This window comes from Desulfoglaeba alkanexedens ALDC (genome assembly GCF_005377625.1).
Taxonomy (GTDB): Bacteria; Desulfobacterota; Syntrophobacteria; order Syntrophobacterales; family DSM-9756; genus Desulfoglaeba; species Desulfoglaeba alkanexedens.
In genome coordinates this window covers 2,348,968-2,371,943 of record NZ_CP040098.1, presented here as the reverse complement: position 1 = coordinate 2,371,943, position 22,976 = coordinate 2,348,968, and the positions used below count along the sequence as shown (strand labels likewise).

The following is a 22,976-nucleotide window of genomic DNA, read 5'->3' as shown; positions in this document are numbered from 1 at the left end:
CGCATAGAATATATTAATTTGGTGGATTGACCGCGGAACCTTTCTTCATCGCGGTGAGGACGCCGCTCCTACAACGACTCATGCACCGTAGGAGCCGGCTTGTCGGCGATCCCGATCGCGGCCAAGTCCGCTCCTGCAGAAACAAGGAACCTCAGGGCCCGACTTTCGTGAACTTGTTTTTGGACAACCTCTTATGGCCCGGCCCCCAACACCCGAGAGTTCTGAACCGTCACCCACTGATGGAGAGGAAGCGACCTTCATGCCCCACCATTCCCGCTACCAGGAATCAGGCGTCGATCTCGACAAGGCCAACAAACTGGTCGAGCGCATACAGCCGCTGGCCCGGAGCACCTTCCATGGTGCCGTCATCACAGATATCGGAGGATTCGGAGGCCTTTATTCCTTGGACTGTTCGGGGCTCAAGAATCCCGTCCTGGTGGCTTCCACCGACGGCGTCGGCACCAAGCTCAAGATCGCTTTCTGGACGGGAAAACACGACACGGTGGGGATCGACCTCGTAGCCATGTGCGTGAACGACATCGTCGTCCAAGGGGCGCGTCCGCTTTTTTTCCTCGACTACCTGGCGGTGGGGAAGATGGACCTGGACCGGGTGGAAGCGATCATCCGAGGCGTCGTCTCCGGCTGCAAGGAAGCCAACTGCTCGCTCATAGGAGGCGAAACGGCGGAAATGCCCGGCTTTTACGGCGAACACGAATACGACCTCGCCGGCTTCGCCGTCGGTATCGTGGACAACCCCAACATCATTGACGGATCCACCATCCGTGTAGGAAACCGGATCGTGGGGATCGCCTCGAGCGGCCTTCATTCCAACGGTTACAGCCTGGTGCGCCGCGTGGTGATCGATGAGCTGAAGCTGCCCCCCGACACCTTCCTTCCAGAATGCGCCCGTACGGTCGGCGAAGAACTGCTGGAACCCACCCGCATTTACGTGGAACCCGTACTGAAAATCCTCAGGCAGTTCGATATCGCCGGCATGGCCCACATCACCGGGGGAGGCTTTTTCGACAACATCCCACGGATTCTGCCGCAAACCTGCCAGGCCGTCATTCGCCGGGATTCCTGGCCGATTCCGCCCATTTTCCGGTTTCTCCAGGAAAAGGGGAACATCTCCGAAGAAGAAATGTTTCGCGTCTTCAACTGCGGCATCGGATACGTCCTGGTGGTCAAGGAAGAGCACTCGGAGGAAGTGGCGGGAAGGCTCACCGGCATGGGTTATCCGTCTTACGCGATTGGAGAAATCGTCGCCAGGGAACCGGGGGCTCCACCGATCCGGATGGCCTGATCGGACTCACCGGCGATCCCGATCGCTGTAGGAGGCCCGTCGTCGGGCCGACGGAGCGGGGCGGAGCATTCGGGTTGGTTCATCACGGCGGGGACGCCGCTGCTACAATGCGCCACCTTCCACCTTCTACCTTGTTCCCAAGCCGGAGCTTGGGAACGTGGGAAAAAGATCTGCACCCTTCCTTTAACTGGACTACCGAGTCTGTAGCAAACATCATGGCTTATGTTCACCCCACCGAAGACTGCTGCATAGTAGCCACTTAATTGTGTAGAGCTGTACTAAGCGCATGACCCCACAATCAGGTGGGCAACAACCTGGAAGCGCGGGCGAGACGCCCGCAACTCATAGGCCCATGGCATTTTCTGCCGGCGAGACCCCCGCGCTCCCAGGGACTGACTCCTCGTGCCCGCTGCCTTGGCTTGATGCATATGGGGCAGCACCCGGGCCTGGTCCACCGTTATCCTGGGGGATACAAAGATGTAATCGACGCGGGGGTTCAGCGGAATGTATCTTTCATCCATAACCACTCACTTCCTTTCCCGCCCTCCACCTTGTGCGATAATTTGCCCTGGGATGAATATCCAATCATCATAGGTAAAGAGGGATACCTACACTTTTTCCACAAAGACTGCCCTGGCTTCATTAGGTCCGAGATGAATGCGGAGGCCATCCATGGTCTCGATGGCGAGATGATCCTGAGGGCCGAAGGCAATGGGCTTGCTCGGCTCAATGTCGATAAGAACCAGGTTTGTGCCCGGGCCAATATGGAGGTTTTCCAGATAGCCCCTGGCCCTGGCGCCTCCCAAGAGCTTCGTGACCTCGAAGTCCTTTCGTTTCCCGGCGGACGTAAACTGCCTTTCAGCGCCCTCTGAAACGCCCCATATCTTGGAGGCGATCCCTTCCTGAAGGTGGACGTGCTTGTGTTTGTCCACCACTGCAATATATTCCATGGGGGGCAGCAAACGCATGAGACGAATCGTGTCCCCGATGGAAAAACCGAGGGTTTTCAGGGTATCCCGAAACCCGGGGCCTCCGGTGAGGGCAATGATCTTGCCCTGCTCCTTGGGTTTCATCTGCGACAGCGGCGTCTTGGAACCATCGGGTCTCTCTACAACGATCTTGGCGCTCATGCCGCCGCCCAGAACCCGATGGTTTCCATCGGGACACGCGACGCGTACCGAGCGCCGTTTAATTTCATCCTTTGGGAACTTGATCAGTTTGCTTCCCGGCTCGAGACCAATGCGATACAGGTCGTGCGCCAGATGGCTGCTCTCAACACGCACAACCCGCAAAACATTTCCTGGATCGGCTTCTTCAAGGTTCACCATCATCGTTCTCCGTTCAAAAGCGCGTCCGGGTTTACGAATCCCCCATTGGCTCGCATCAGCGGCATTGCATGAAATTCTTCTGATTCCCCTTGGGGCCGCAGCGTGGTGGCGCGCATGGCATAGGTCAGAAGTCCAATGGTAGTGCCGTTGTGAAGGATCGCTGCGGCCAATGGAGACGCAAGGCCCGTGAGCGCCATCAGCAACACGGCACTATTGATTCCCACGGTCAAACGAAAGTTGTTTCGCAAAACGCTCATGACGCGCTGGGAAATCTCCCGGGCAAAGGGAAGCGTCATCAGGTCCTCCCTCAAGAGCAGCACCTGGGCCGTTTGCCTGGCCAGGTCCGCGCCGCCGGGCATGGAAACCCCCACATCGGCTCGAATCAGGGCCGGCGCATCGTTGACGCCGTCGCCGACAAAGGCGATGGAACGGCCTTCGGCCTTGAGCCTTTCAAGGATGACGGCCTTTTCCTCGGGCAGTAGATTCCAGTGAATCTCTGTGATGGGCAGCGCCCGTTTGACGGCCTCGGCCGCTTCTTTCTGATCGCCGGTAAGAACCACCAGATGCTTTATTCCCAGGGATTTCAATCGCCAAAGGGCCGCATTCGCCTCGGGCCGAATCACGTCACGAATGGCGATTAATCCGGCCAATTCGCCGTCCTTTGCAACATAAAGGGTCGATTTTCCTTCGGCGTGGAGCGCCCTGGCGCTTTCCTCGCCCATGCTGCAATCAATCCCCTCGTCTTCAGCCACAAAATGACGGTTTCCCACTAACACCTCGTGGGAAGCCACAAAAGCGGAAACCCCATGTGCAACGATAAAATCACATTCCCCGGCCTCAATAAGCGGCACGCCCCGTTGTTTTGAAGCCGTCGCAATAGCCGAGGCAATCGGGTGCTTGTAGTGCGCTTCCGCGGAGGCGGCCAGGGCCAGCACCTCGTTTTGGCTGCATTCACCGAAAGAGACAATGTCCGTCACCTCCGGAGACCCCTGGGTGAGGGTGCCGGTCTTGTCAAACACAAAGGTATCGACCTTTGAAAAGGCCTCCAACGCTGAGGCGCCCTTGATCACCAGACCCCCCTGAGCGGCCGAGTTCATGCCGGTCTTGACCGCGACCGGACTGCACAGTTTCAGGGCGCAGGAATAGTCCACGGTCAGGGCGGCCGAGGCACGCCGGATATCTCCGGTGACGGCAAAGATGCCAAGGCCCATCCCGAAGGTCAGAGGCACCAGACGGTTGGCCATGGTTTCCGACTCGGTCTGCACCCGAGATTTGTTCTTGAGCGATTTTTCAATATACTGGCTGATCTTGGCCGTAGTGGATTCGGAGCCGACCCGTACGGCCCTGATCTTGATGCGGCCCTCTTCGATCACCGTCCCCGAAAACACCTCGGTACCCGGCGTCGCATCCACAGGCAGGGGTTCTCCCGTGATGGAACTGGCATTGATGGCAGCGGCCCCTTCCACCACCACCCCGTCCACGGGAATGAGTTCCCCGTGGCCGCAAACGACGATATCTCCCACCTTTACCTCGTCCACGGGAAACCGTGTCTCTACGCCGCCCACTTCAACCCATACCCATTCGACCTCCTGTTTGTAGAGGCTCAAGAGGAGGCGGTTGGATTTGTATTCCGTGAGTTCCTGCAAATAATCCCCGAAGGTCAACAACAGCACAATGGCGTTGGATGAGAAGTAGTCCCGCCGCATCAGGGTAAACGTAACAGCCCCGGCATCCAGGACCTCGACCGTAACCCCTTCGTTGAGGATGGCGTCCGCGCCCTTGACCAGAATCGGCAGCGCCGTGAACCAGGTCAGGAGCGCCCGAAGGCGCATAGGCAAGAACGGCACAAGAATAAGAGACAAGGCCACCCGGATGGTCTTGGTCAGGTCCGGGGGATGGGAAAAATCGTACGTTTGGCAATGGATCTCCCCGGGAGGACATTCCAAGACATCGAGAATCTTCTTTCGGGTGCCGGCGCCGTCATCATAACGAACCGCCACGCAGGCGGCCGGTTTGTTCAACCGAACACTTTCTATGCCGGGAACCGCCTGGAGGAAGGCCTCCAGGTAACGGGTGTCCACAAACGGATCACCCAAATATGGGCTGCGAATCCGGATTCGGCCCGGTATATCGTGAACGACTTGCAGCCGGTGTTTTGGCGGGTGGTCTCCCTCTGTCATGGCCTTTCATCCTGTCCCTGCCCTATGACGGTTTCAGGTTTCAGACAGTCGGTGATCGGTCTGTATTGAACCATGAGCAACTGTTCGCGCAAAGGATGGGAAGCCGGAGCTTCCCCGAACAAAGAGGTTCCCAAGCCGGAGCTTGGGAACCAGACCTTGGGTGCCGGAGCTTGGGAACCAGACCTTGGGTGCCGGAGCTTGGGAACCAGACCTTGGGTGCCGGAGCTTGGGAACGAGAGCCCGGATGCCTGCGCATGGTAGGGGCACGCTTGGGTGCACTGCAACCGATTGCCTCAAAAAAAAGTAAAAGACATCTCTGGGCGCTCGTACGGAGCCTTGACCCTCACCATACGGCGGGCGCCCTGGCCCTTCGATCGATAAGCGGACGAAAAAAAGACAGCTACGCGTCTTTCTGTTTCACCGGCTTGCTCTCATCCCCGTCTTCCACCTTTTTTTCTCCCGCTTTCTTCCCGGACCTGTAAATCAGGTACCCTACGGTGCCAAGAATCAACCATCCGATCGGACGGGAAAAAAACGGCATTGGCATAATCCTACTCCTTTCTGTGTGATAAATGCCTTTTTCCATGCGGCTGGTACGTATTGTAGTGCCACACGGAAAACCCTACCAGGGCAATGCCGGCCCAGGTGTGCAGGGTCCAGTTGCGGCGCCCTTTTCCCAGGGCCGTCCAGGCAAGGACACCGAGGGAGACGACCATCCCTGATTTAGTGAGCTCCTTTACCGCAGCCTTATCCATGGTTCTCCGCCTATTTCTTTTCGCTTTCCCGGTGCAGTTCCGCCTGAACGTCCTCAAATTTCTCCTTGATCTCCTGAATGCCGCCCTGGACCGCCCCATACATTTTGGCAACGCCTCTTATGATTCCCTTTTGCATGGTCTCGCTGGTCAAAAGCAGGGTAACAGCGGCGCCCAGGACGGCCCCTTTCCAGAATTGCTGGTCTCGAAAATTGAGGCCAAGAAAGGTGGTTGAAGGGTATGGCTGTGCCTGGGGATAGCTTGCGGCCGCATAACCCACGCCCGGATACCCGTCAATTTGTCCATAGACGCCATAAGGCAGCGGCCCCGGTCCTGCAGCCTGATGGTAAACACCCCCGTCATAGGCGACAGGCTGGTGCATCGGTGCTTCCGGTGACCCCGGGTGAATGCCGGGGCTTGAATAATCCGGATGATGATGTGCTGACATAAGATCCTTCCTTTCTTTCAGTGTGAAACATGCTCCACCGGGTTGTTTTTTTAACGAACCGAGGAATTGCACAATTCCTAAATTCCAAAATGTTCTTGGCTATTTTTTCTTTGCGGCCCCCAAGGCCTTTTCGGAAACAGACTCTCCAACAGAATTCAATACATAGCCCACACCCGTAGCCGTGGCCAACATCAGGACGAAGGACCCGAACGAGCCCAGGCGGACCGATGAAACCACGGCAGTGGCGGCGGCTGTGGCGACCCCAGCGCCGGCGCCTTTGGCAAGGCTGTCCACAAAGGCCTCTCTCATCGTCATTTCCTTGTCCTGAACCTTGTGCAGGTTTGAGGCAAGCGCTGCACTACCGCCTACGACCATCCCGAGGATGCCCGCGGATACATAGTAATTGGGGGCCATATAAGCGGATGGGGCCGCCGCGGCATAGGAAGACTGCTGAAGCGCATGGGGGTGATGGAAATGATTTGGCATGGTGATCTCCTTTTCATATCAAGACGAAACGCGTCTCTCTGTCTATTTTGATTTCTTCTAGGCGGTCTTCTCAGCGGCCGCACTCGCTGCATCGGCATCTGAAGATTTGCTCCTGAAGAGCTTGCCTAAGCCCTGATGAACCGCATCACTGTTAAAAATGAGTACAGCCACGGCCCCCAGCAGCGCCCCCTTCCAGAACTGGTCGTCCCGAAAGTTGAGGCTGAACAGGCCGTTGACCATATCCGCAGTGGTGGCCTCACCCTTCAGAAACCGCCCCACCATGTCGGCCATCTGACCGAAGCGGTTTTCGTCATGGTGGATATGAGGGGCGTCCGCGCCCATGTAGCCGATTCCCTGTACAGGAGCCGCATGGCCCATATGAGGGGCTGTGGACGGCCCGAATCCCTGTGGGCCGGAAGCAGGATGGCTCCAGGGTTGATGCGCTGGTTGATTGTGACCTGCCGTATAGTGGGGTGGAAACGGGGGCTCTGGTCCCTGGCCCGGATAGGCCCCCGGTTGCGGTCCCATCTGCGCAGGGCCCGGGAAGGACCATGGTGCCTGACCCGGCTGGGAAAACGGTCCCGCAGAAGGTCCGGGATTTCCCATTGCGCCCGGTGAATAGGGCGGGTTGCCAGGATGCCAGGCTCCCTGCGATCCAGACTGACCCGCATTCATGTCCGCAGACCCCGGGTTCATGCCGGGAGCCCCGGAAGATCTCGTGGACCCCGGCTGCATGCCTGCAGGCCCCGTGAACCCCGGGTTCATGCCTGGAGAGCCCATGGCCCCTGGATATGTGCCTGTGGTGCCCGATGGACCTGGAGGGACAGAACCCTGCCCCGATCCGGCAGGCGCCTGGGGTTCATGTTCGCTGCATGAGCAGGACTCCTCGGTGCCGCCCCCCTGGCCGGGGGGATTCCCGGCGCCTCCCACGCTCATCATGGGCCCTCCCATCTGTGGTTGACCCTGGGCAGGGAGGGGTTGTCCTCCCTGGGCGCCGGCCATGGCCGCGGTTCCGGCCTGGCCGTCCGCAGGCGGACCGTTCATCCGCCCACCATGTTGTGGTTCCATTCCTGTGTTTCCTTCCATTATGGTCTCCTCTCTTGTTTGGCGTTTTTGCCCTTTCAATGAGTTGCTGGGGCTCAGATGATCGGTGATCAGACCACTTGGTCATTCAGTAGCCATTCAGTAGCCATTCAGTGGTCATTGATTTGATTCGAGCCCTGACAACCGATAATTCGTTTCGGCTTTCAGCTTTGAGCTTTTCAGTGTCTTGGGCGTTTGGCTGTTAAGCCGCCTCAGCCTTCATTGGCCAGCACCGCCCTGAACTGCTTCACCCACATCGGCACCCGCTTCAGGCCGTTCCTTGATCTGACCAAGACGCTCCCACAGGTCATACGGTATCCTTTTCTCCTCGTAATCGATGACGATGGATCGAGCGAACCTGTTGATCCGTGTGCTCAGGATGCCGGGAACCCGCAGGGGATCGTGGGCATCCATCTTGCCGTTGAGGGTCTTGACGCCCTCAAGGGAGATCTTGAGCCGGATCCGGCCCGGAATATGATGGGCGATGACCGCATGCGGCACAATGCTCATAAGACCCGCAATAATTTTCTCATTATTCATGCCTTCAATTTCTCTCATCCATTTTCCTTCTCGCGATTTTGGGGCAACCCGGGCGCTTTCCAGTTCAACAGTCGAGACGAATTGAGCAGAATCCCCAATGTATGCACGATATGGAGCATGCCGGCCATGACAGGGGTCAGCCATCCTGCTGCGCCCAGGACAACCCCCAGAACATTGGTAGAGGTCGCGAGATAGTAGTTCTGCTCGATGGTCCTCAGGGTCTTATGGCTGAGTTGCCGCAGCGTAACCAGATGCTCCAGTTCACTGTCCACCAGGGCGATATCGGCCGCCTCGATGGCCACCTCGGCCCCTCCGGCCCCCATGGCCACGCCCACCGTGGCCTTGGACAGGGCCAGGGCGTCATTGACGCCGTCGCCGATCATCACCACCCGTTTGCCGCCCTGTTCGAGCCGCTCCACATAAGAGGCCTTGTCTTCAGGAAGCAGATTCGCGCGGTAATCGTCAAAACTCATGGACTGAGCAATCGCTTCCGCCACCGGCTGGGTGTCTCCGGTGACAAGATAGAGCGATGACACGCCGTCTTTCCGGAGCCAGTCCAGAACGGCCTTTGCATTGGGCTTTACCCCATTGGCCACCACGATCATCCCCTGGAGCTTCCCGTTTTTAGCCACATAGAGGACCGTGTTTCCCTGCCCAATCCGCTCATCCGATCGGGCATTGAAACACGTTAGAGGTATTTGATGCTCCTTCATGAACCGGTCGTTCCCCACCAGAATGACGTCCCCGTTGGTCCTGGCCGTAACGCCGCGACCCAGGACAAATTCACATTCGGCATGGGGTGCAGGTTCAATGTCCCGGCGCTTGGCCGCGTAAAGCACAGCCTTGGCCATGGGATGCTCATTGTGGATCTCGGCAATGGCGGCCGTGGCCAAGACCTGGACCTCGGTCTGTCCAGGCGCCCGTGGAATCACCTCGATCACCTCGGGGACCTCGGCCGTAATGGTGCCCGTCTTGTCAAAGCAGAAGCAGTCGGCCTTGCCCACTGTCTCGAGATGCAGACCGCCTTTGATCAGAATGCGGTTGCGCGCCGCGTTGGCCAGGGCTGCGCTCACGGCCGTGGATGCGGCCAGGACCGTGGCGCAGGGACAGGCCATCACCAGCATGACGGTGAAGGCGCGAAGGGGATCTGCGGTCAGCAGGAGCGTCGTTACGGTGGCGAAGGCGCCGAGCCGGAAGAGACGCCCAGCCAGAACATCCGCCTGTTTTTCAGCCGGGGCGCGGTTTTCGATGGCGTCTTCCACCATGTGGAGAATGCGGCAGAGATAGGTATCGTCCCCCACCTTTTCCGCTGAAACAACAATGACCCCTTTCTGAACGATGGTCCCGGCAAAGACCCGGTCCCCGGTACTGCGAAGCTCCGGCTCGGCCCTTCCGGTGATATGGGCCTCGTCCACAAGGGCTTCTCCACGCTCCACTATCCCATCCACAGGGATCTTTTCGCCGGTGTGAACGATGAGGAGATCTCCCTTCTGAACCTGATCCACCGGGACTTGGACCTCCACCCCGTCCACGAGGATATAGGTGTCTTTTGTCGCTACCTGGAGGATCTCGCTGATGGCCCGGCGGGACTGCTCGGCCACATAGTCTTCCAGTAGCATACCCACGCGCAGGATCCAGATCACCTCCAGGGCGGTCATGGCCTCCCCCATCGCAATCGCGAGGACGCAGGTGCCGGCCAGAAAGGGAAAGAGACTCATGGCCTTTCCCTGCCTGAGATCTTCCAGGGCATGTCGGAACAGGGGAATGGCCGCGATCAGCGCGACGCCTGCGACAATGGAAAAAGGACCCTGCGCCAGGGGCGATTTGAAAAGCAACCGGCGGATGAGGGTGTAGCCCACAAAGGCGGTGATAGCCACCACTTCCACCAACCGCCCCTTCAGAGACTGGCGCTTCAAGGTCCTCGGTATCGGATGGCAGACCTTGCAGTCCAGGCCGCACGCGGTGTGCCCGGACAAGGAGACCCTGTCCAAAGGACCATGGAGAACTCCAGACAGGGCACTGGACACAATATCCAGGATAACACTGGCTTCCATATGATGAGGATCAAAGAACAAAATGACGCTGGCGCTCCTGGGCCTGGCCTCAGCGCTCACGACACTTGGGTGCGAGGAAAGCCAGGCCTGCAGAGCGTCGGCGCGCTCCTTAGAGAACCGAATGGCCGGCACCCTCAGGCGCAGGCGTCCGGGGATGCGGCTCTTGACCCTGAACTTCTCCGAACCCGTATTCATGGCGGTCATTCCAATTCCTTAAGGATCGTTTTCAGTCAGCAATTCCCAGAGCCGCTGTAAAGACTTGAACAGCAATTTCCGGAGCCTCTGTAAGTGCTCGAAAAAACGAGCCATGGAGGATCTCGTTTTCGCAAATCCGACGGCCCTCTTTTCTTGCCCACTCTGTACCCAAAGCGATCTGCTCCGGAAATTGCTGAAGCAGAGCTATTTCATATCCCGAGCCTGGACCCAGATCACCGCGTCCTGGGACAGCTCCTTGCCCTCGAACGTCTTGGCAGGTCCCACGCCGAGCGCGCAAAAGCCCCACCAGCCGGCCCGAGGGATGCCGAAGACGAACTCCCCGTCGGCGTTGGCACGGATGCCCATGGTGACGAAGGCGTCCTGGGGCGCCTCGACTTCAGCCTCTTTGGCAAAGGCGTTCTTCTCCGGCAGCGGGGCGTGGTTGAGGTACTCGACTTCGATCTCGGCGTTGGGCACCGGCTTGCCGTCACTCAACACGACCCCGCGAAAGACGTTGCCGGTCCACAGGGCGTAGGGCTTGTCCAAGGGCACGATCTCGGCCGGCAGGCCCACCGGGGCATCCCAGTCAGTGGGGAACCCGCCGGTGTTCACAATTAGTTTAGTGATCTGTTGGATATAGATGTCTTCTTGCTTTTCGTAATAGGGGGCCGGCACCAGGCAGAAGGCGTTGTCGCCCATGCCCCGCAGCTTGAAAGTGGTTTCGTAGGCCGCTCCGCTATTGGTCAAGCTGGTCCAGACCATCGGTTTGAGGGTGGGTAGAAGATCGGTTTTCTTTCCCTTGCGCACGACGAAAAACTGCTCCGGTTGCCCCATATCCATCGTATGGCCGGCTTCGAAGGGATGGGTGAACACCAGGTCCAGACTGATTTCGCTCCCCTGTACCAGCGCCGACTCGGGGGTGTAAATCATCTGAAAGTGGGCCAACGCCGGCGTAGCCAGAAGGAGAGACAGAATTGTTGCCGCAACGACGATTTTCCGCATGATGAAATGCTCCTTTCTTAAACCTGAATGTTTTAGTTACGAGTTTCGAGTGAGCTAAAGTGTCTAAAGTTGAGGTGTCGCTACGCTCCGCATTTCAATTAGACAGCCCGCGCGAAAGCGCGTCCTTCACTTTAGTCACTCTTAACCTCAGCTCACTCCAGAATGTCTTTCCCCTCGATCTCGATCCTGTGCCCCTCGCCGGCGTCGAAGACGACCTTGTAGTCGCCCGCGGGCTTCTTGAAGCTGAACTCGCTGTTCTCGTCCATCTTGCCTTGAATCACGACCTTGCCGCCGGCCTCCACGCGCATCGCTACCCCGGCGGCCGATGAGCCGTCGGAAAAGCCGCCCTCGCAGGTGACCGTTCCGTCGCCGTTGTCGTAGCAGGCGCACAGGGGCGTGTGGGCCAGGGCCGGGGCAGCCCAGGCGAGCGCCAGAACCATAATGCCGATGACCAGAAACTTGCCGTGTTGCATGACATGTACCTCCCTTCTGCTAATTGAATTGCGGTTGCTGTTTGTAAATGCCCATGAAGATCGTAAAGCCGAGTGCCAGGCCGTAGAAGACGATCATGGCCTGGAGCCCGGTAAGCCCGAGGGCGCTGCCGCCGGAGAAAACCGCCACCGCCACGATCAGCCCCAGCGCCATCGGGTAGAACATCGAAAAGAGCATCCATTTAACGGAACCCGACTGGAGCTTGACGGCGATGGAAGTGGCCAGGCACGGTGGGTAGAGCACCATGAAGAGCATCAGCGCCAGGGCGTGCAAGGGGGTGAACCCCTCCTCGCCCCGAGCCATGCGCGTTTCCAGGGCTTCGCCCCGTTCTTCGGGTTCGTAGAGCGCGCCGAGGGTCGCCACGCTGCTCTCCTTGGCGGCGAAGGCGCTGAGCAAGGCGACGTTGACGCGCCAGTTGAAGCCCGCGAAACGGGTGGCCGGCTCCAGCCATCGGCCCAGGCGGCCGAGAAAACTCTTGTCGATTCTCTCCTTGCGCATCTCCCGCAGAAGCGCCTGGCGCTCCCGGTACAGACCCTTGAAAGCCCGGTTGATCGTCTTGGCGTCCTTGTCCGCCCCGGGCTGAACGATCTTGAAAAAGAGCGGATTGCGCTTTTCGTATTCGGCGTTCAGGGCGTCCATCGCCTCCCTTCCCCTGACAAGCATCTTGTCGCCCTTGTAGTCGTCCCAGTAGCGCACCAGGGCCATGAGGTTGTGGCCCTGGAGTTCGGCGGCGTAGGGGACCTTGCTGATTTTTTCCTGGAAGACGGCGATCGCCTTTTCCTTACGGGTCTCGTAGTAGGCCATACGTTCGTCGTCGATTCCAGGAAACTGCAGTAGGACGAAGATCACCACGGCCACCGCCGCCACGATGGTGGTGATCTTGCGGATGAAGAGCCAGACCCGTTCCACCGCCCGGCCCAACACCCCGCGCACCGTGGGCAGGTGGTAGGGGGGCATTTCCATGACGAAGGGCGCCGTCTCCTTGTCCCGCAGCACCGTCATGGTCAGGATGCGCGAGATCGGCAGCACCATCAGCAGGCTGATGGTGGAGATGAAAAACATCGCCCAGGCCTTGTGGGCGGCGAAGTAGATGTTGATCAGCAGCACGTAGAGGGGCACCTTGGCCAGGCAGTTGAGCAGCGGGATGATCAGGATGGTGGCCAGGCGCGAACGCTCGTCCGGGATTCCCTTGCAGGCCATGACCCCTGGCACGGCGCAGCCGCCGACGTAGATGCCTCCCAGGACCATGGGCAGGGTCGACTGACCGTGCAGGCCGTAGCGGGAAAAGAGCCTGTCCATGATGAAGGCCATGCGTGGCATGTAGCCGCTGTCCTCGAGGATGGCGATGAGCCCGAAGAGGATGAAGAAGATCGGGATGTAGTTTAAAAGGGCGTTGACGCTGTCGACGAACCAGAGCACCAGAGCCCGCAACATGGGGATTTCGATGAAGCCCGGCTGGGGAGTGACGGCTTCCGCCAGAGAACGAATCTTTGCCAGCAGTGGCCAGGTGTAGTTGGTAATGCGATATCCTTGAACGATGGACAGATAGTAGAGGAGCCAGATGACCCCCACGAGAACGATGGGACCGAGAAGCCGGTGGCAAACCACCCTGTCGATGCGATCCGAAAGAGTGCCCACTCCCTGTCGGCCCGGTGTTACATAGCGACGCTCGATATCGTCGGCTTCGCGGTAACGCCGGTGGGCGATGAACAGCTCGGGAGCTTCGCCGACACGATCCTCGAAATCGTTGCGCAGCCGTTCGACGAAGCGCAGCAGATGCTCCGCGCGCGGGCTGTCGGCGCGCACCAAGCGTTGTACCTCGCTGTCGCCTTCCATCAACTTGATGGCCACCCAGCGGGACGGATAGAAGGCTGGCAGGGTGGTTTCATCGGCCAACCTTTTTTCGATATCCCGCAAAAAAGGTTCCATCTCCCCATAGTCGATACGCACCGCCGTTTTTCGGCTACCTCCGGCCGCAGCGGCGGCGGCGTCCACGGCGTGCATGAGGGCCTTCTTGCCCGTTCCGTCTCTCATGCTCGTCGGCACCACCGCCACTCCCAGGTGTTCCGCCAGCCCTTCGGTATCGATGACCACCCCCAGCCGGTTGGCCACGTCCATCATGTTCAGGTTGAGCACCAGCGGAATTTCCATCTCCAGCAGTTGAAAGGTGAGATAAAGACTGCGCTTGAGGTTGGAAGCGTCGGTGACGTTGACCACCAGCGAGGGCTTTTCGTGCAGGATAAAATCACGCGAGACCCGCTCCTCGGGCGAATAGGAGGTCAGGCTGTAGGTGCCCGGCAGATCCACCACCTCCACCGTGCGGCCGTCGTAGCGGTAGCGGCCGGACATTTTGTCAACCGTGACCCCGGGGTAGTTGGCCACGTGCTGGCTGGCGCCGGTCAGGGCGTTGAAGACGGTGGACTTGCCGCAGTTGGGCTGGCCGGCCAGGGCCACGAGGATCTTTTTATCGGTCACGTCCTTCTACCTCCACGAACCGGGCCTCGGCGTGCCGCAGGCTGAGGAAACGGCCTTCGATTTCCACCTCCATGGGATCTTTCAGGGGGCGTTGCGGACCACCCGCAAATAGAGCCCCGGGTAAAGTCCCATGTCCATCAGGCGTTGTCCGAGGTGGTCGCGGGCGGCCAGGCGCTTGACATAGCACAGGCTGCCGGGTTTGAGTTCGTCCAGGGTCATGGCTCCTCCTCATCGATGAACGCCGCATAGCGGCCCTTGAACAAAAAAGGCGCAACCTTAGACGGAGATAACCGCCGGTTGCGCCTTCACTTCCTTCGCGCCGGGCAGGCCAAAGGCCGTAAGGACTTGCTACTAGAGATAGATACCTCTACCCAACAAACAACTCTAAAATACTCGATCCTGTAGTCTTGTCAAGCCGAATTTTAACGCCCACAGAATGATCACGGGGGCCGGCGTTGGCGGGCACTCCAGGTTGGTGCTGTCGTCGTTACCGTAACACATTGAACTCATTGAGCATAAATTGGCAGAAGGAGTGTTTTCGGACTTTCTACGTGTCTCGACAGTCCAAAATTTTACCGCCTTCAGGCGGCCAACGGCATCCAGTCTTGCTGATTGTCGCGGCTCCTTGACATAATTATTGTAACAAATCGCGCTATTGCTGAGAGCGCGAAAATTCTGGAAGTATTCCTGCTGCACCACCGACTAGGAGCCTGTCCGAGAATGCCGATTTTCCCACCTTGTTCCCAAGCTCCAGCTTGGGAACACAACTGTGCAGAAGCTCCAGCTTCGATTCCCATGAGGCCGCTCCCACGCCAGAGCTTGCGAACGAGGGGAATTCTATTTCCCCTCCCCTTGTGGGAGGGGATTAAGGGGAGGGGAATGTAACTGATTGACATACGTTAATTTCTTCACCCTCACCCCCAGCCCTCTCCCATCAAGGGAGAGGGGGATTTTTTGACCTTGTTCCCAAGCTGTACCTTCCACCTTGTTCCCAAGCTCCAGCTTGGGAACGAGGGGAAACGGAGCTGATGCGCTCGCTGCTTCAAGGCCATCTGGATCTACCTCAGAGGGTCACCCTGGATGTCGTTCTAAAAGATCCGCACCCTTTTACATTAATCAGTTTAAAATCAAGGTCAGTTGTCATAAATCATCGTCCTTTCTTTTTGGATTTTTAGGGAACCATCCTTTTTTGACCCGCTCCTTTTGTTTAAAAAGTTCATATATGCTCCACAAGAGGGAAAATCCTAAAATGCCGAAACCGCCGCACAGAAATGTATCGTCTATCAGAAGTGAAACCAAAATGAGAAAAGAGCCTCCAAAGAGGAGTGCCGGCCACCACCGAATTCCCCAATAATACTCACCCTTCATGACAAGTATATGACAAAAGCCAATCGCCAATACCGTCACGGCACCCATGATCAGACCAAAAAGGTTCATTTTCCCCCTTCTTCATTTTTTTCTCCATAGATTGCTTATTAAAACGTTATCTTCAAACCACCCAGAAATTCAGTGCCATCTATGTCATATTCATCCACGATATTGTCCTTACCGAAGATATTATCTATCCTGACAAAGGTCTCTGCGTATTTTGTAATATCCTTGGTTAAGGCAAGATCCCATGTGCTGTAGCCGCCCAATCTTTTTGTGTTTTCCTCGTCTTCGTATCTTCTCGCCACGTATTGACCTGCAAGATTTAGGTTCAAACCGAATTCAAGAATCTTCCAATTTAACTCAATATCGACCTTGTGATTTGCTCTCTCGATGAGTTCTTTATTTGTTTCCTCGTCTTCCGTGTCCAGATAAGTATAGGCCAGTTTTGCGGTTAGATTGTCTATTAAACGAGCGACCAGATCTACTTCTACCCCCTGGGTGGCTGCTTCATCAATGTTTTCCCAGTACATATCCCATGGAGGACGCCCCTTCCTTACAATTCGATGACTTATCATATCCGCAACCTCATTTCTGAAGAGGGATACCTTGGCTAAATAGTCTTTTGAAAACTGATACTCCCCCCCTACCTGGTAGCCGATGGAGGTCTCAGGATCCAGATCCGGATTCGGCTGAACCATATAGGGGCCCATCCTCCAGCCCCCATAAAGTTTGACCAGGTCAGGGGCCCTGAAGGCTCGGCCCACGGATGCCCTCAATTTAAAGGCGTCGCTTACTTTATACATCAGGCTTGCTTTGGGATTTGTCTCGGTTCCCCATTCATCGTGGTCATCCACCCTAAGGCCTAAGACAAGCACAAAAGGAGAAAGATCGATCTCGTCCTGGAGAAAGAAGCTGTTTAAGGTCTGGTCAGCATCATATCCTTTGCCCTCATCATCTATCTCCTCTCCTTGATAGTGGTACCCACCGGTTATGATGTGCCTACCCAAGATTGATCGGCTGTAATTTATCTCTACTTCGTAATTGTCATCATCCCAGTCCGATACTCTGTCACCGGTGTAATGCTCATAGTTGAACCAGGAACCCCTTAGGTTGAATTTTGATAGGTCATCAGGTCTCCATTCCCATAAAGTATTGAGGCCGGATCTTTTTTGGGTTCTATCCTCATATTCCATTCTATGCTCGGAATAATAGGGCTTCACGATCAACTGCGATTGTGGTGTAAAGTCATACTGGAGGGTTCCCTGAAAGATATCCTCTTCATACTCATCAAATTCGGCTTCAATGCCCTCCGATTCTCTCCTGGTATAATTCAAGAATGTCCCGAATCCAGCGGCTTTAATGCCACCGGTTGCTTCATGAACCTGTGTATGTCGGGTACCAAAGGAAGTTGATGCAGTAAAACTCGGTTTTTCCGGGGCGGATTTGGTAATGATGTTGATCACTCCACCTAAGGCATCACTCCCATAGAGGGCAGAGGCAGGTCCTTTTACAATCTCTATCCTTTCAATCATCTCTATGGGAATAGATTGCAAATCAACCCCTTCTCCATGGCCACCATGATATCTTTGACCATCTACTAAAATGAGGGTGTAATTTGCACTGAGACCCTGAATTTCCACCTTTCCCTTACCCCCCCATTCACCACAGTTTTTATCTATTTTTATTCCACTGATATACTTCAGGGCATCCTGAACGGTCTTGATATTTTTCGCCTTAATCTCCTCTTTGGTAATCACCTCGGCTGCCACCGGCACATCACCCAAGGTGTGCTCGGTCTTGGTGGCTGTAACCACCGTTTTCTCGAGTTCTACCGCTTCCTGCGCCTGTGCAAAGAAAGTAATTGCAAAAATCGAGGTAAATATGCACAATACAAATCCAATCAAAATAACTTTTGCCATTGTTTTTCTCTTTCATCTAAAAACGATGCGTTCGTAAATGGAAACTAATCAATCTCGAAAGTCAGTGTCGCCGTATAGTGCATGTCGTTGCATTGATCGCGCATTTCCGCGGTCGGCGGAACCTTCATCGTTGCCTTGACAAGCCAGTTCCCCCAGTGGGTAAGGCGGATATTGGCGATGCCGTTTGCGTCGGTCTTGGTGGCGAAGGCAAAGTCGTCCGTGTTGGAAAATCCGTTGTACGTCGCAAAAACATCGCAGAATTTAGCCGGTTTTCCATCTAACAGCACCTTGACGTCCATCGTGTCTCCCAAGTTTCCTCTCAGGCTGTACGGATTGCTCAGCGGGACGATTTCCATGCGGTGGCCGACAGGACTGAGGAATGATTCACCGGTTGCCTCGCCGACGTTGATCAGGCTCTTTGTGTATTGTTCGAAGTACTGGCTGACAATGACCGCCTCCAGGCCGCTTTTGGGACCGAGCTTGTGGCGGATTTCGTCGCCGGCCGTGTACATCGTGTAAAAACCCGGACGCAGGGACGCGGCAACGATGTATTGACCCGGTTGCTTGAACGTAATCCTCGTTTCCAGAAAACCGGCTTTGTTATCGAGCTCGACGGAGTTCTTCCCGCCGTCGGGGCCGATCAGGACGAATTCCGACAGATGGTCGGCCGGCAGAAAGTCATCCACCGGATATCGGTGACCGTAACCGAAGTAAATCTTCGTCGCGGCGCCGAATTTCTGATGGAAAGCGGGGGAAAAGTCTGTCGCGTTGATCCAGATGACATGGGCGAAACCCGCCGACGGCAGGATCGCAATCAGGATTGCCGCCCTTACTACGTGCAGTAATTTCTTCATTGCCATGCTCCCTTTCATCTTCGATTAAAACTCGATTTTCTTCTTAAAAAGGTTCCAAGAACGCCGACAAATGATCATAAGGCCCGATCAACCCCGAAAAGCCGGCGTCCCCACGGGTATCGTTGATCGTTGCCTCAATGATCAAACTGCTGGCATAGTGACCAGGTAGGATAGAGATATCAACGTTTGGTTGATAAATCTAACCCATGCGGCCGAAAAATTTGCCCTTCCGGCCTGATCCGATCACCCGGAGGGCCGGAAATGCATCCCCGAAAGTTACCTATTCAAAGGTTCGGCGATGGAGAAAAGGACGAAGCCGGGCCGAAGCGCGGCGGGGCGGCCCGGTCGCTTTCAGTTTCCAAGATTTCATTGAGGCACACACCGCGAGTTGGCAATGCCGCGGGTATCTTTTCGTTTACGACGACCAAACCAATCGATGTCCCGGAACCGGATCAGCATGAAACCGAAAAATCCGGCAAACCACAGGCCCAGGACCACAACGAAGAGAACGACGTTGAAGCGATGGGCCAGAAGCTGCAACTGGAGCCCCCGGGCCGGCTTTTCACCCGGAGCCGTTTTATTCGCGGGCGAAGCCATGGCTGTGCACACATCGTAGTAGACCCCATCGTGCCAGCCGGGGATCTTGAATTCCGATCCGACCGGCCCGCCGGCCGGCTTGACAACGATGCGCGGCTTCTCCATCTGTTTGCCGGCCTTGTCGATTTCCAGGCACTCGATGGCGTAGGGAAGCGACGGATGCTCCAGCACGGTTCCCTTTTTGAGCGCCGGTCCGATGAACTTGAAGCCGGTCGCCGAGGAGAGGCCGTAAAAGGAGATCATCAGAATGAATGAGAAGTGAATGCAAAAGACAAAGATTTTCCGCAGCAGGAAGCGATTCGGTCCGGATGCTTCGCAAGCGCTTGCCCTGGCGGCGATGCGCAGCGAATCGAACTCCACCCAGACCCGGCAGCAGATGTTGACCGCCAGGATGAAAAACAGGATGTAGGTGAAAACGAGCCAGGTGGCGACCATGGGATGAGCGCCGGCGTCCTGCAACAGCCAATCGAGCAGGAGCCGGTTGTTGAGCTTCATGAAGCCCGCACCGTCGAACCCGGTCTTGAACAGGATCGCCGCCAAATAGAAATGAACGGCGATCAGCATCGCAAGCCAGAAGAAAAACCTTGCCGAGGCCAGGGGGTCCAGCCATCGACGGAAAAGTGAAGCATTGGTTTTCACTGTTCGAATCTCCTGTGTTGGGGCATTTTGATGATGGCAGGAGCGGGGTGCAAACCCGTCCGCCCTAACAGCCTTCGGACCCGTAAACCTCGAAAGTGGCATGAACTGCTAAAGCCTCCGGATGACCTGAAAGCCGAGGATGGTGAAGAACCCGAGGATGCCCGCCACAGGCAATGTCTTTTGCGAAATGCTGTTGACCCAACGCAGGTGAACCATCCCGGCATAGAGCATCCAGACCGAGACAAGCGTCAGGTGAATCGGGTTCCACTCCCAGTACGTGCCGTGATGAATGAGGTTGCCGATGAAAGCCGTGACCTGGGAAACGGTGAAAATGAACAGGCCCCACAGCGCGCAGTCACCGATCCGGGCGGTAACGGGTTTGGACGGGGCGCCATCGGACGCATGTCCCGGCGCCGGCTTCTTCCGGAAGAGGGAAAATACCGAGAGGCTGAAGCAATACGCAAAGACGACCGCAGCGGCATCGTAGATCAGCACGGACAGCGGCAGGGCCAGCCCCCTGGAGAGAAACGGGGGCATCCTCATCTTCGAGGGCAGCGGCATGGGAAAGGCGAAAACGAACAGCAGCGCCATGGCGAGCCCGACGGCCAGCAAAAGCAACCGTTCCTTGTATCTGGCCGAGATGAAAACCAGTACCAGGCCCAGGCCCCAGGAACGTAGCAGCGCATCCTGGGTGGGCACGTCCATCGGGATGCCCCTTCGCACAACGGCGTAGAGTATGACCGCAACTGTGAGAACGGCCAGCGCGGACCAGAAGATCCAGGTCGCGCGACTCCGGCGGATCGGGTCGTTTGCAGCGCACAGCCATGCAAACCCATACAGATACAGGAGCATGGCCCCGTGGTACAATCCTCTTGCGATCTGATCCATATACGACGCCTCCATGAAGATCTCTTTCAGAATCTGCTTCGCGGTTTCGGTTCCGGCATCGCCGGGCTGGACGGCGCAGCTTCTCCGATCCAGGTGACCTCCGGCGCGGTCCCGTCTTGCGCGTCTTGTCTGCGAAACTGCCAAAAGACCAGCATCCCGGCGGCGATGGTGGTCAGCGCCCAGAGCGCGGCCACCGGGCGGGTGAGGATCGAATAGCCGATGATCCAAAGGTTGCCGGCGATGAAAACAAGCGGCGTCACCGGGTAGCCCGGGGTCTGGTAGCTCGGCACACGGCCAGGGTTTGTCAGTCGCAGCTTGATCATGCCGACCACGGCCAGCATGGAAAACAGCGACAGGGTGAATCCGATGTACAGCAGGAGCCGTTCGAAGGAGGCCGTCAGCACCATGAAGACGGCAAGGCCGGCTTGCAGGCAGACCGCCCTGCCGGGGGTCTGGTGCCGGGCATCGATTTTGCCGAAGAGGCGAAAGAACATGCCGTCTTTGGCCATCGAGTAGTAAACCCGCGGGCCGGTAACGATCATGGCGCTCAGGGTGGACAGCAGACCGACTGCGATAGCGGCGCTCAGATACCGGCCCACGGCGTCTCCGAACAGGGCGGCGGCCGCGGCGGCGCCGATATCAACGATCCCGGACATTTCCGCCGGAGACAGCGCCCAGACATAAACGCCGTTGAGCAGCAGGTACAGGCAGATGACGATGGACGTGCCGGCGATCAGCGCCAAAGGGATGTTGCGCCGGGGATTGCGGATTTCACCGCCGATGTAGGCGGCCGCATTCCATCCGCTAAAGGAAAAGGAAACAAAGATCATGGCCACGGCGAAACGCGCATCCAAGAGTTTGCCCGTGATGTCGCCGGAGGCGAAATGGGCGGCCGAGCCTTCTCCCTTCCAGATGCCCAAGCAGATGAAGCAGACGATGAAGCCGACCTTGAAGAGGGTCAACAGGTTCTGGACGCCTTTGCCCAGCCGTAGGCTGCGGGTATGAGCCAGGGTCAGCAGCACGATGGCCGCCGAGGCCGTCAGCGAAACCGCGGAAAGCGGCATCGCGCCCGGAGCACCGGCTGGGATGCCGCCCGCCGGCAGGACCCGCAGCAGATAGGTGGCAAAGGCGATGGCCGCGGCGGCGATGGGCGCCGAGAACCCCACCACCAGCGAGATCCAGCCGGAGAGAAAGGCGGTGGCGGAGCCGAAGCTTTCCCTCAGGAAGACATACTCCCCGCCGGCTCTGGGGAACCTAGCGCCCAGCTCCGCGTAGCAGAGGGCTCCGGAAAGGGCGAACAGCCCGCCGGCCAGCCAGCACAGCAGCATGGCGCCCGGATCGCCAAGCGCCTGCATCATGAACCCGGAGGTGGTAAAGATCCCCGTGCCCACCATGTTGGCGATCACCAGATTCACGGCGGAAAAAGGGCCGATCTCGCGTTTCAGCTCACCGCTGCCGTCGTGGTGCATCATGCGGCCTGGCCATTTAGAAAATCGCCGACGTAGATCAGGTGCTCGAAAGAAATATCTCCCTCTTTGGCCGCGATCTGCACGATGTCCTTGAGCGTTCCGCGGATGATCTTCTGTTCCTTTTCGTAACCGGCCTTGACCACGATGGCCACCGGAGTGTCGGCGGGATAGTGGCGGGAGAGCTTTTCAACCAATTCATCGAGCTCCACGAACATGGTGAAAATCACCATGGAGGACCGGGTGGCGGCCATCCGCTCGATGGTGTCGGCCCCGTCGTAGCCTTCCTTCAGGTCGGCGGCGTTGGTCAAAACGGCCGAGTGCGCCTCGAAGCCGAAGGTGACGCCTGTTCTCAAAGCGGCGTTGGCGGCGTTGAAGCTGCTGATGCCCGGCACGATGAGTGGATCGAGATCTTTGAGCACCTGCATGGTCCAGATGTACGGACCGTAGATGCACGGATCGCCGTAATCGAGCAGCGATACGTTCTTGCCGGCCTGAACGGCCTCGGTGACGATGCGCCTGAATTCTTCGATCTTCCTTTCGATCTCCGGGTCCTTGGCCTTCCCGGCCTTGGCGCCCTGGAAAAAGCCGGCCTTCAACGCCTGAAAGTGTTTGTGGATTTTCAGACTCGGCAGCGGATAGATCTGCTTGCCGGCGATCAGCTCCGGATGGGCGGCTTTCATTTGCTCCGAGCAGAAGAGGATGTCGGAGGCCTTGATCGTCTTGACCGCCTTGAGCGTGATGTTGTCCGGATCGCCGCAGCCGAGGCTCACCAGGCAGAAACGGCCGAGGCCTGCGGTTTGCCCCGCGACCGCGAAAACGGACAGAATAGTCCAGCAGCACAGGGTGGTCAGCGTTGTTGAAAGCACTGCGCGCGCACGTTTTTTCGAGATAATCATCTTTA

19 protein-coding genes are annotated in these 22,976 nt (G+C 57.4%); 1 reads left to right on the top strand and 18 read right to left on the bottom strand.

Translation table 11 applies throughout. The annotated features are described in order from the left end of the window. The first annotated feature begins 259 nt into the window (after window positions 1-259). Window positions 260-1,303: a phosphoribosylformylglycinamidine cyclo-ligase gene (gene purM, locus FDQ92_RS10740; protein WP_137424884.1), complete on the top strand. Its 1,044-nt coding sequence runs from the start codon at window positions 260-262 to the stop codon at window positions 1,301-1,303. A gap of 608 nt (window positions 1,304-1,911) precedes the next feature. Here the strand turns inward: purM and FDQ92_RS10735 are convergent. The 18 genes from FDQ92_RS10735 to FDQ92_RS10645 all read right to left on the bottom strand — a co-directional run bounded on the left by FDQ92_RS10735 (window position 1,912) and on the right by FDQ92_RS10645 (window position 22,971). Further along, on the bottom strand, window positions 1,912-2,634 hold the full coding sequence (locus tag FDQ92_RS10735) for a FeoA family protein (protein WP_137424883.1): 723 nt from the start codon (window positions 2,632-2,634) through the stop codon (window positions 1,912-1,914). Continuing rightward, a complete protein-coding gene (locus FDQ92_RS10730) occupies window positions 2,631-4,811 on the bottom strand; it encodes a heavy metal translocating P-type ATPase (RefSeq protein ID WP_137424882.1) in 2,181 nt (726 codons plus the stop codon). Before FDQ92_RS10730 ends, FDQ92_RS10735 begins: the two co-directional genes overlap by 4 nt. A gap of 765 nt (window positions 4,812-5,576) precedes the next feature. Next, window positions 5,577-6,011, bottom strand: a complete 435-nt coding sequence (locus FDQ92_RS10720; RefSeq protein ID WP_137424880.1) for a YtxH domain-containing protein — start codon at window positions 6,009-6,011, stop codon at window positions 5,577-5,579. Between the two features lie 99 nt (window positions 6,012-6,110). Next, window positions 6,111-6,497 carry a magnetosome protein MamC family protein gene (locus tag FDQ92_RS10715; RefSeq protein WP_137424879.1) on the bottom strand — a complete coding sequence of 129 codons (387 nt, stop codon included), beginning with the start codon at window positions 6,495-6,497 and terminating at the stop codon, window positions 6,111-6,113. Window positions 6,498-6,554: 57 nt separating this feature from the next. After that, on the bottom strand, window positions 6,555-6,839 hold the full coding sequence (locus tag FDQ92_RS10710; protein ID WP_137424878.1) for a hypothetical protein: 285 nt from the start codon (window positions 6,837-6,839) through the stop codon (window positions 6,555-6,557). Between the two features lie 960 nt (window positions 6,840-7,799). Further along, the gene (locus FDQ92_RS10705) at window positions 7,800-8,138 is read right to left on the bottom strand and encodes a hypothetical protein (protein ID WP_137424877.1); all 339 of its coding nucleotides are present in this window, start codon (window positions 8,136-8,138) and stop codon (window positions 7,800-7,802) included. Next, window positions 8,135-10,378, bottom strand: coding sequence for a heavy metal translocating P-type ATPase (locus FDQ92_RS10700; protein ID WP_137424876.1), 2,244 nt, complete (start codon window positions 10,376-10,378; stop codon window positions 8,135-8,137). The genes FDQ92_RS10705 and FDQ92_RS10700 overlap by 4 nt, the downstream gene beginning before the upstream one ends. Window positions 10,379-10,573: 195 nt before the next feature. Next, window positions 10,574-11,371, bottom strand: a complete 798-nt coding sequence (locus FDQ92_RS10695) for a DUF4198 domain-containing protein (protein WP_137424875.1) — start codon at window positions 11,369-11,371, stop codon at window positions 10,574-10,576. 152 nt (window positions 11,372-11,523) lie between these two features. Further along, window positions 11,524-11,844 carry a hypothetical protein gene (locus FDQ92_RS10690; protein WP_211341247.1) on the bottom strand — a complete coding sequence of 107 codons (321 nt, stop codon included), beginning with the start codon at window positions 11,842-11,844 and terminating at the stop codon, window positions 11,524-11,526. 19 nt (window positions 11,845-11,863) lie between these two features. Beyond that, a complete protein-coding gene (gene feoB / locus FDQ92_RS10685) occupies window positions 11,864-14,338 on the bottom strand; it encodes a ferrous iron transport protein B (protein ID WP_137424874.1) in 2,475 nt (824 codons plus the stop codon). An 81-nt stretch (window positions 14,339-14,419) separates the two neighbouring features. Then, window positions 14,420-14,557: a FeoA family protein gene (locus tag FDQ92_RS15520; RefSeq protein WP_211341246.1), complete on the bottom strand. Its 138-nt coding sequence runs from the start codon at window positions 14,555-14,557 to the stop codon at window positions 14,420-14,422. Between the two features lie 921 nt (window positions 14,558-15,478). Continuing rightward, window positions 15,479-15,775 (bottom strand): DUF4491 family protein, encoded by a 297-nt coding sequence (locus FDQ92_RS10675; RefSeq protein ID WP_137424873.1) that lies wholly within the window; start codon window positions 15,773-15,775, stop codon window positions 15,479-15,481. A 38-nt stretch (window positions 15,776-15,813) separates the two neighbouring features. Further along, window positions 15,814-17,628 carry a TonB-dependent receptor plug domain-containing protein gene (locus FDQ92_RS10670; RefSeq protein WP_137424872.1) on the bottom strand — a complete coding sequence of 605 codons (1,815 nt, stop codon included), beginning with the start codon at window positions 17,626-17,628 and terminating at the stop codon, window positions 15,814-15,816. Between the two features lie 44 nt (window positions 17,629-17,672). Beyond that, the gene (locus FDQ92_RS10665; RefSeq protein ID WP_170180304.1) at window positions 17,673-18,482 is read right to left on the bottom strand and encodes a DUF4198 domain-containing protein; all 810 of its coding nucleotides are present in this window, start codon (window positions 18,480-18,482) and stop codon (window positions 17,673-17,675) included. Between the two features lie 366 nt (window positions 18,483-18,848). Continuing rightward, the gene (locus tag FDQ92_RS10660) at window positions 18,849-19,718 is read right to left on the bottom strand and encodes a hypothetical protein (RefSeq protein ID WP_137424870.1); all 870 of its coding nucleotides are present in this window, start codon (window positions 19,716-19,718) and stop codon (window positions 18,849-18,851) included. A gap of 108 nt (window positions 19,719-19,826) precedes the next feature. Beyond that, window positions 19,827-20,606, bottom strand: coding sequence for a hypothetical protein (locus FDQ92_RS10655; protein WP_170180303.1), 780 nt, complete (start codon window positions 20,604-20,606; stop codon window positions 19,827-19,829). Window positions 20,607-20,632: 26 nt separating this feature from the next. Continuing rightward, entirely contained in the window at window positions 20,633-22,078 is a 1,446-nt protein-coding gene (locus FDQ92_RS10650; protein WP_137424868.1) for an APC family permease, read from the bottom strand. Continuing rightward, window positions 22,075-22,971 carry an SAM-dependent methyltransferase gene (locus tag FDQ92_RS10645; RefSeq protein ID WP_137424867.1) on the bottom strand — a complete coding sequence of 299 codons (897 nt, stop codon included), beginning with the start codon at window positions 22,969-22,971 and terminating at the stop codon, window positions 22,075-22,077. Before FDQ92_RS10645 ends, FDQ92_RS10650 begins: the two co-directional genes overlap by 4 nt. Window positions 22,972-22,976: the final 5 nt, after the last annotated feature.

Bases quoted from the DNA above. Each gene is read 5' to 3' on its own strand.
- purM (WP_137424884.1), top strand. From the start codon at position 260: ATGCCCCACCATTCCCGCTACCAGGAATCAGGCGTCGATCTCGACAAG.
- FDQ92_RS10735 (WP_137424883.1), bottom strand. From the start codon at position 2,634: ATGATGGTGAACCTTGAAGAAGCCGATCCAGGAAATGTTTTGCGGGTT.
- FDQ92_RS10730 (WP_137424882.1), bottom strand. From the start codon at position 4,811: ATGACAGAGGGAGACCACCCGCCAAAACACCGGCTGCAAGTCGTTCAC.
- FDQ92_RS10720 (WP_137424880.1), bottom strand. From the start codon at position 6,011: ATGTCAGCACATCATCATCCGGATTATTCAAGCCCCGGCATTCACCCG.
- FDQ92_RS10715 (WP_137424879.1), bottom strand. From the start codon at position 6,497: ATGCCAAATCATTTCCATCACCCCCATGCGCTTCAGCAGTCTTCCTAT.
- FDQ92_RS10710 (WP_137424878.1), bottom strand. From the start codon at position 6,839: ATGGGCGCGGACGCCCCTCATATCCACCATGACGAAAACCGCTTCGGT.
- FDQ92_RS10705 (WP_137424877.1), bottom strand. From the start codon at position 8,138: ATGAGAGAAATTGAAGGCATGAATAATGAGAAAATTATTGCGGGTCTT.
- FDQ92_RS10700 (WP_137424876.1), bottom strand. From the start codon at position 10,378: ATGACCGCCATGAATACGGGTTCGGAGAAGTTCAGGGTCAAGAGCCGC.
- FDQ92_RS10695 (WP_137424875.1), bottom strand. From the start codon at position 11,371: ATGCGGAAAATCGTCGTTGCGGCAACAATTCTGTCTCTCCTTCTGGCT.
- FDQ92_RS10690 (WP_211341247.1), bottom strand. From the start codon at position 11,844: ATGCAACACGGCAAGTTTCTGGTCATCGGCATTATGGTTCTGGCGCTC.
- FDQ92_RS15520 (WP_211341246.1), bottom strand. From the start codon at position 14,557: ATGACCCTGGACGAACTCAAACCCGGCAGCCTGTGCTATGTCAAGCGC.
- FDQ92_RS10675 (WP_137424873.1), bottom strand. From the start codon at position 15,775: ATGAACCTTTTTGGTCTGATCATGGGTGCCGTGACGGTATTGGCGATT.
- FDQ92_RS10670 (WP_137424872.1), bottom strand. From the start codon at position 17,628: ATGGCAAAAGTTATTTTGATTGGATTTGTATTGTGCATATTTACCTCG.
- FDQ92_RS10665 (WP_170180304.1), bottom strand. From the start codon at position 18,482: ATGAAGAAATTACTGCACGTAGTAAGGGCGGCAATCCTGATTGCGATC.
- FDQ92_RS10655 (WP_170180303.1), bottom strand. From the start codon at position 20,606: ATGGATCAGATCGCAAGAGGATTGTACCACGGGGCCATGCTCCTGTAT.
- FDQ92_RS10650 (WP_137424868.1), bottom strand. From the start codon at position 22,078: ATGATGCACCACGACGGCAGCGGTGAGCTGAAACGCGAGATCGGCCCT.
- FDQ92_RS10645 (WP_137424867.1), bottom strand. From the start codon at position 22,971: ATGATTATCTCGAAAAAACGTGCGCGCGCAGTGCTTTCAACAACGCTG.